The organism is Chromobacterium sp. IRSSSOUMB001 (assembly GCF_023507765.1).
Lineage (GTDB): Bacteria > Pseudomonadota > Gammaproteobacteria > Burkholderiales > Chromobacteriaceae > Chromobacterium > Chromobacterium haemolyticum.
The window spans coordinates 435,345-443,197 of the sequence record NZ_JALCYU010000002.1 but is presented as its reverse complement, the minus strand read 5'-3'; the positions used below and the strand labels follow the sequence as shown (position 1 = coordinate 443,197).

5 protein-coding genes are annotated in these 7,853 nt (G+C 63.0%); 3 read left to right on the top strand and 2 right to left on the bottom strand.

Annotated elements, in window-relative coordinates; genetic code table 11:
• Nucleotides 1-1,311 (bottom strand): condensation domain-containing protein (locus MOV80_RS04200; RefSeq protein WP_249604859.1); only part of this gene is annotated, 1,311 nt, incomplete at its 3' end.
• A 302-nt stretch (nucleotides 1,312-1,613) separates the two neighbouring features.
• On the opposite strand from MOV80_RS04200, the gene MOV80_RS04195 reads away from it, so the two are divergent.
• The 3 genes from MOV80_RS04195 (at nucleotide 1,614) to MOV80_RS23415 (ending at nucleotide 6,320) form a co-directional block, all read left to right on the top strand.
• The gene (locus MOV80_RS04195; RefSeq protein WP_249604858.1) at nucleotides 1,614-3,368 is read left to right on the top strand and encodes a cholesterol oxidase substrate-binding domain-containing protein; all 1,755 of its coding nucleotides are present in this window, start codon (nucleotides 1,614-1,616) and stop codon (nucleotides 3,366-3,368) included.
• Between the two features lie 135 nt (nucleotides 3,369-3,503).
• On the top strand, nucleotides 3,504-4,778 hold the full coding sequence (locus MOV80_RS04190) for a Y-family DNA polymerase (RefSeq protein ID WP_114154941.1): 1,275 nt from the start codon (nucleotides 3,504-3,506) through the stop codon (nucleotides 4,776-4,778).
• Between the two features lie 129 nt (nucleotides 4,779-4,907).
• Entirely contained in the window at nucleotides 4,908-6,320 is a 1,413-nt protein-coding gene (locus MOV80_RS23415) for a 3'-5' exonuclease family protein (protein WP_275975315.1), read from the top strand.
• Between the two features lie 6 nt (nucleotides 6,321-6,326).
• Here the strand turns inward: MOV80_RS23415 and ubiB are convergent, their stop codons facing one another.
• Entirely contained in the window at nucleotides 6,327-7,853 is a 1,527-nt protein-coding gene (gene ubiB / locus MOV80_RS04175; RefSeq protein ID WP_249604857.1) for a ubiquinone biosynthesis regulatory protein kinase UbiB, read from the bottom strand.

The following is a 7,853-nucleotide window of genomic DNA, read 5'->3' as shown; positions in this document are numbered from 1 at the left end:
GTGAGGCGGGGCGATGGGGGCGAGCGGCTCAGCGAGGCGCGGGGCCTTGGCCAGCGTTTGCTCCGGATCGCGCAGCAGGCTGTGCAGCAAGGGTTCCACGCCGTCGATGAAGGCGGCGGCGTCCAGTTCGGCGAAGCTGGTCAGGTTGTAGTCGAGGTCCACTTTCACCGGCTGGCGCGAGTCCGCCTCGCGCACGAAGACCTTCAGCGGATAGTGCTGCGACAAGGCGCGCATCGCGGTCATATTGCTGACGGTGCCGTCGAACATGGCGTCGTAATCGTGCTTCTCGTACGACAGGCTGATTTCGTAGGGCAGCCTGTCCCGGCCGAGGCCTTCGGTTTCGCCTATCGGATAGCGGTGATGGCGGAAATCGGCTCTTAGTTCGCGCTGGATCAGGCTGAGCAGTTCCGCGAAGCTCCAGTGCGGTTGGAGTTTCAAGCGCAGCGGGCACAGGCTGGCGAACAGTCCCGGGGTGTTCTTGGCCAAGGCATTGCGGCGGTTGAGGATGGGCAGGGCCAGCAGCAGATCGTCGGCGCCGAACTCGCGCAGCGCATGGGTGTAGATCAGGCCGATGAAAAAGTGGAAGACGGTGGCCTGGTGCGCGGCGGCCAGTTCGCCGATGCGCTTGTAGGTTTCCGCCGAAAGTTGGAAGCTGCGCTGCCCGCAGGCGAGTTGTCCGCCGGCGTCGGCGAACAGCCGGGTTTGGTAGCCAGCGAGTTTGTCTTGCCAGTATTGCCGGTCCTTCGCGTAATGGCGCGATTCGTAATAGCCGTCTTCCTCCTCCACCAATTCGGCCGGCGTCATCATCGGCGTCGGCGCGGGCAGCAAGCCCTGGCGCAGGTGATTGTAGTAACGGCACTTCTCGCTGTAGAGCTGGGCAATGGCCCAGCCGTCGAAGGCGATGTGGTGGAAGCGGCCGTACAGGATGAAATCCTCTTCCCCGTGACGCAGCAAGGTGTAGGCGGCCAACGGGGTTTGGCCGTCGAACGCGAAAGCTTGGGCGAAGTCGCGCTCGGTCCATTCCCGGGCAGCGCGTTCCGGCTCCGGCTCGCCGCGGGTGTCGATTACCGTCAACGGGCGGGGATGACGCGGGCACAGCACTTGGCGTGGCTGGCCGTCGGCATCGTCAATGGCGATGCGTAGCGCCGGCGTGTGCTCCATCAGGGCGGCGAGCGCGGCTTGCAGGGTTTCGATATCGAGTGCGCCCTGTATTTTGATGAAACCGCCGATATTGAATAGTTCGGGCGCGGAGAATAACGATTGATGAAAATAAATTTCCAGCTGCCGGCGTGTAAGCGGGAAGGTTTTCATTTGAGTTATTCCAATCTTATTTAGAAAGTATTATGCCGAAATATGCTTCTGTACTGCCATGTGTGTGTCGCGTAAATCTACACTGATGTGAATTAAATTAGTGAAGCAATTTAACTGGTAAATAAGTCAGGTTTTTAATGGTTGTATTACATGATAGCGTCATTCTATTAAGATAATGGGATAGCTAAATCAGCGATCCGCATTATAAATTTTCAAATATTCCTGCTAAATACGGTTTAAATAATTCATGTTTAATCCGTATTGTTTTTATTTTTACTTTTGCATTTGCGAGGAGTTTTGGAATGAGTTCGAATGATGCGGAAAAACCTTTGGCCTCCAGCCGTCGGGACTTTTTGACCGGAAGCTTGAAACTGGCTTCCGCGGGCGCGCTGGCGGGATGGTTGCCGGCCGAACGGATCATGGCGGGGAGGCTGACTTGCAGCCAACCCAATAATTTCCCTGCGGAAATCCCCTTATATAAGCAAAGCTTCAAAAACTGGGCCGGCGATATCAAGGTGGATGATGTCTGGACCTGCGCGCCGCGTTCCGCGGACGAGGTGGTGAAGGTGGCCAACTGGGCCAAGGACAACGGTTATAAGGTGCGGGCGCGCGGCATGATGCATAACTGGTCGCCGTTGACGCTGGCCGCCGGCGTCAGCTGCCCGGCTGTGGTGTTGTTGGACACCACGCGATACTTGACCGCGATGTCCATCGACGCTTCAGGTCCGGTGGCCAAGGTCACGGCCCAGGCCGGCATCACTATGGAAGCCTTGCTTACCGGCCTGGAAAAGGCCGGCCTGGGCGTGACCGCCGCGCCGGCGCCGGGGGACCTGACCCTGGGCGGCGTGCTGGCCATCAACGGCCACGGCACCGCGATTCCGGCCAAGGGCGAACGCCGTCTGGCCGGCGCCAGTTACGGCTCGATCAGCAATCTGGTGCTCAGCCTCACCGCCGTGGTTTACGACAAGGCCAGCGGCGCTTACGCGCTGCGCAAGTTTGCCCGCAACGATCCGCAAATCGCGCCGCTGCTGGCGCATGTGGGCCGCTCGCTGATCGTGGAAGCCACTTTGCAGGCGGCGCCCAACCAGCGTTTGCGTTGTCAAAGCTGGTTCAACATCCCCTATGGCGAAATGTTCGCCGCGGCGGGCAGCGGCGGACGCACCTTCGCCAGCTATCTGGACAGCGCGGGCCGGGTGGAGGCGATCTGGTTCCCGTTCACTAGCAATCCCTGGCTCAAGGTGTGGACGGTGACGCCGAACAAGCCGCTGTTCTCCCGCCAGACCGACAAGCCGTTCAACTATCCCTTCTCCGACAACCTGCCCGACGAAGTGACCGATCTGGCCAACAAGATTCTGTCGCTGGGAGACGGCAAGCTGACGCCGGCCTTCGGCAAGGCGCAGTTCGCCGCTGCCAGCGCCGGCCTGGTGGCCACGGCCAGCTGGGACTTGTGGGGCTGGTCCAAAAACCTGCTGCTCTACGTCAAGCCCACCACCTTGCGCGTCACCGCCAACGGTTACGCGGTATTGACCCGTCGCGAGAACGTGCAGCGCGTGCTCAATGAATTCGTCACCTTCTATCAGGCGCGGGTGCAGGCGTATCAGCAGCAGGGCCGCTATCCTATGAACGGGCCGGTCGAAATCCGCGTGACCGGGCTGGACGATCCGAGCGAGGCGGCGCTGAGCGGCGGCGTGGCGCCGGCGCTGTCCGCCATTCGCCCGCGCCCGGATCATCCTGAATGGAATGTCGCCGTGTGGCTGGACATTCTGACGCTGCCGGGCACGCCGTACGCCAACCAGTTCTATCGCGAGATAGAGCAGTGGATAGAGGCCAATTTCAACGGTTCTTACGCGGCGGTGCGTCCTGAGTGGTCCAAGGGCTGGGGCTATACCGATCAGGCGGCGTGGGCGGATTCCGCCATGCTGCAGACGACCATCCCCAACGCCTTCCGCGCCGGGCAGCCGGCGGCGGCCAACTGGGACGCGGCCAAGGCGGCGCTGGCGGCCTATGACCCGTACCGTCTGTTCTCCTCGCCCTTGCTGGACAGCCTCGCGCTCTGATGTTTGAGGGGGTAAAGACAGCGCGCCTCCATTTGAAGGCGCGCCGTTTTCTTTGCGCGCTCGCTTACGCCGGGCGGGGAAGGCTACACTATAAGCAGTTCCCACCGCGCCGGATTCGCGCCATTCCGCCCAGCCATGCCATCCTGTTACGCCCAAGTCGACTGCAATTCCTTTTACGCTTCCTGCGAGCGGGTGTTCAACCCTGGTCTGGCCGGCTTGCCCATTGTCGTGTTGTCCAACAACGACGGTTGCATCGTGTCGCGCTCGGCCGAGGCCAAGGCTTTGGGCGTGCCCATGGGCGCGCCTTACTTCCTGCACAAGGCGCGGCTGGAGCAGTTGGGCGTGGCGGTGTTTTCCTCCAACTACGCCTTGTACGGCGATTTGTCCGGCCGCGCGATGCGGCTGCTGGCCGGCTTCGCGCGCGCGCAGGAGGTGTATTCGATAGATGAATGCTTTCTGGACATCGGCGGCGAGCCGGAGCCGGAACGGCTGGCGCAAGAGATGCGCTATGCCATGCTGCGCGGCCTGGGCCTGCCTGTGTGCGTCGGCATCGGCCCCAGCAAGACCTTGGCCAAGCTGGCCAACCACCTGGCCAAGCAAAACCCGGCCTGCGACGGGGTGATGAATCTGCAAGCGCTGGCCGCTGCGGAGCTGCGGAGCTTGCTGGCCGCCGTGCCGGTGGAGGATATCTGGGGCGTGGGACGCAAGCTTTCGGTCAAGCTGCGGCTGGAGCGCATAAACCACGCCGCGGCGCTGGCGGCTGCGGACCGGGATTGGCTGATCCGCCGTTTCGGCGTCACCGTGGCGCGCATCGCCGACGAACTGGACGGCCTGTCCTGCCTGAGCCTGGAGGAGGCGCTGCCGCCGAGGCAGTCCTTGATGTCCACGCGCTCCTTCGGCCACAAGGTGACGCGGCTGGAGGAGGCGCGCGAGGCGGTGGCGATGCACGCGGCGCAAGTGGCGGAGCGTTTGCGGCGACAAGGCTCTCTGGCCTCCTTCCTGCAAGTGAGCCTGCAACGCGGCGTGTACCAGCAGGGCACGGTGCAGCGGGACAGCGAGGTGGTGCCCTTGCTGCCGGCCAGCGCCGACAGCCGGGTGTTGGTGGCCGCGGCCAGCCGAGCGCTTGAACGCTTGTGGCGGCCCGGAGCCAGCTACCAGAAGTGCGGGGTGATGGCCTGGCAATTGGTGGACGCGGAGCGGGCGCAGCCGGACCTGTTCGCCAGCGGGCCGGATCCCGAGAAAGGGAAACGCTTGATGGCGGCGCTGGACGCGATCAACCAGCGCATGGGCCGTGGGACGGTCAAGTTGTTGGCGGAAGGCTTGGAACAGCCTTGGAAGATGAAGCAGGACATGTTGTCGCCGGCCTATACCACGCGCTGGGAAGATATTCCGGTGGCGAAGGCGAAATAGCGGCGGCGGAAAGCGGATTGCGCCCCGGCTCTTGGAGTAAAATGCCGCTCTTGATTTGCAACTTCGCGGGGCCAGGGCGGTGGCTATAGTGCAATCAAGCCGCCGCGCGCCGCACTTGAAAGCGAGACATTGAACCCTCTGTTTGCCCAGCCTTGCGCCATTGTCGACTTGGAAACCACTGGCGGCCACATCAGCCGCGACCGCATTACCGAGGTGGGCGTCATCCTGATCGATGGAGACCGGGTGGAGCGCTTCAGCTCTCTGATCAACCCCGGCCAGCCCATCCCTCCCTTTATCGAGAACATGACCGGCATTTCCAACGCCATGGTGGCGGAGGCGCCGAATTTCTCCGACTTGGCCGAGCGTTTGCTGTCGATGCTGTCCGGCCGTCTGTTTCTGGCGCATAACGCGCGTTTCGATTACAGCTTTTTGAAAAACGAGTTTCGCCGTGTCGGGCTGCGCTTCCAGAGCCAGTCGCTGTGCACGGTGAAGCTGTCGCGCCGCCTGTACCCGCAGTTTTTCAAGCATAGCCTGGACAGCCTGATAGAGCGCCACGACATTCGCCTGCCGGAGCGCCACCGGGCGCTGGCGGACGCGGAGGCGGTGCGCCGTTTTCTGGACATCGCCCATCTTGAACTGGGCGCGGAGACGATGGGCGCGGCGATGGCGGCGGTGTTGGCCGCGCCGCCGGAGCTGGCCGGCTTGCCGGCGGCCTTGCAGGATCAATTGGAACTGCTGCCGGACGTGCCGGGGGTGTACACGCTGTACGGCGAGGACGGCAAGCCCTTGTACGTGGGCCGGGGAAACAATCTGCGCAACCGGGTGTTGGCGCATTTCGTTGCGGTCAAAGGCGGAGGCAAGAGCCGCGAGGTGCATATCGGCGAGCCGATAGGCAGGGTGGAATGGCAGGAGACCTTGGGCGATTTCGGCGCGCATTTGCTGGAGTTGCAGCGCATACACGCTTTGGTGCCGAGGCATAACCATCGCGGCAAGCTCAGTCCTGAGCTGTGTTCCATCCAACTGGTGACGGAGGACGGCTTCATTCGTCCCAAGGTGGTGTACGCGCGCGAACTGGATTTCAGCCGCACCGCGGATTTGTACGGCTTGTTCCGCCATGCGCGCGAGGCGCGCAAGATCCTGGCGGAAATCGCGCTGGGCAATGCGCTGTGCCAGTCGGTGCTGGGAGTGGAGGCGGTGACCAGCCGCAAAGGCGCGCCGTGCGCGGCCTTGAAGCTGGGCCGTTGCCGCGGCGCCTGTGTCGGCCGCGAGCCGGCGGAGGTGCACGATATCCGGTTGCTGGGCGCCTTGGCCAAGCTGAAAGTGAAGGCCTGGCCGTTCGCCGGCGCCATCGCGGTGGTGGAAACCGACGAAGTGACCGGCGAGCATGCCGAGCATGTGTTCGACCGCTGGTGCTATCTGGGGTCGCGTCAGGGCGAGGGCGGCCCGCTGGAGGGCGCGCCGTCTTTCGATCTGGACAGCTACAAGCTGCTGGAGGGCTGGCTGCGCAAGCCAGTGGAGGGGACGGCGCTGCGCGAGCTGTGAACAGGTTTAAAGCCAGTTCTTCAGCAGCAGCGCCCCCAGCAGGACGGCGATCAGCGCCAGCAGCCAGTTCTGGCGCTTTTGTTCCCGCATCAGCTGGATATAGCCGCTGATCAGCAGCTCGCTGTTGGCGGAGGACAGCGCGTCATTCAGCTTGCGCGGCAGCGTGGGCAGAGTGGTGGCCCATTGAGGCGCTTCGTGCTTCAGCGTGCGCAGCAGGCCGCGCCAGCCTATCTGCTCGTTCATCCACTTGGTCAGGAAGGGCTTGGCGGTGTCCCACAGATCCAGATTGGGGTCCAACTGGCGGCCCAGGCCTTCGATATTGAGCAGGGTTTTTTGCAGCAGCACCAGTTGGGGCTGGATCTCCACATTGAAGCGGCGGCTGGTTTCGAACAGACGCAGCAGCACCATGCCGAAGGAGATTTCCGACAGCGGTTTTTCGAAGATGGGTTCGCACACGGTGCGCACCGCCGCTTCCAGTTCTTCGGCGCGGGTGTCTTTCGGCACCCAGCCGGATTCGATGTGAGCGGTGGCGACGCGGTGGTAGTCGCGGTTGAAGAAGGCGAGGAAGTTGACCGCCAGGTAGTGCTTGTCGGTGTCGGTCAAGGTGCCGACGATGCCGAAGTCCAGTGCGATGTAGCGGCCGTCGGCGGCGACGAAGATATTGCCCGGGTGCATGTCCGCGTGGAAAAAGCCGTGGCGGAACACCTGGGTGAAAAAGATTTCCACGCCGAAGCGGCTGAGCTTGGACAGGTCCACGCCGGCTTCGCGCAGCCGGTCCACCTGGCCCACCGGGATGCCGTGCATCCATTCCAGAGTCAGCACGTCGCGGCTGGTGTAGTCGTAGAACACCTCGGGCACGATCAGCATGTCCGAGTTCTTGAAGTTGCGGCGCAGCTGCGAGGCGTTGGCGGCCTCGTGCATCATATCCAGTTCGTCGTGCAGGTATTTGTCGAACTCGGCCACCACTTCGCGCGGCTTCAAGCGCTTGCCGTCGGTGAACAGCTTCTCCACCCAGGCGGCCAGCGTGGCCATCAGCGCCAGGTCTTGCTCTATCACAGGCTGGATGCCGGGGCGCAGCACCTTGACCGCCACTTCGCGGCCGCGGCCGCCGTCGGGTTGGCGCAACCAGGCCTTGTGCACCTGGGCCACCGAGGCGCTGGCCACCGGGGTGTTGTCGAAGTCGACGTAGAGTTCGTCCACTTTGCGGCCCAGGCTGCGTTCTATCATCTCGCGCGCTTGCAAGCCGTCGTAAGGCGGCACCTGGTCTTGCAGCCGCGCCAGTTCGTCGGCGTAATCCGGGGGCAGCAAATCACGGCGGGTGGACAGCACTTGGCCGAATTTGACGAAGATGGGCCCCAGGCTTTCCAGCGCCAGCCTCACCCGCTGCGGCAGCGGCGCGCTGGCGTCGCGGCGCCTCGGCAACAGGGCGAACAGCTTGTGGACGAAGCCGAGTTTGGAATGACCTTCCAGAAAGTCGTCCAGGCCAAAGCGATAGCAAGTGCCAACAATTTTGATGAAGCGCGAAATCCGCAT

Bases quoted from the DNA above. Each gene is read 5' to 3' on its own strand.
- MOV80_RS04190 (WP_114154941.1), top strand. From the start codon at position 3,504: ATGCCATCCTGTTACGCCCAAGTCGACTGCAATTCCTTTTACGCTTCC.
- ubiB (WP_249604857.1), bottom strand. From the start codon at position 7,853: ATGCGGATTTCGCGCTTCATCAAAATTGTTGGCACTTGCTATCGCTTT.
- MOV80_RS04195 (WP_249604858.1), top strand. From the start codon at position 1,614: ATGAGTTCGAATGATGCGGAAAAACCTTTGGCCTCCAGCCGTCGGGAC.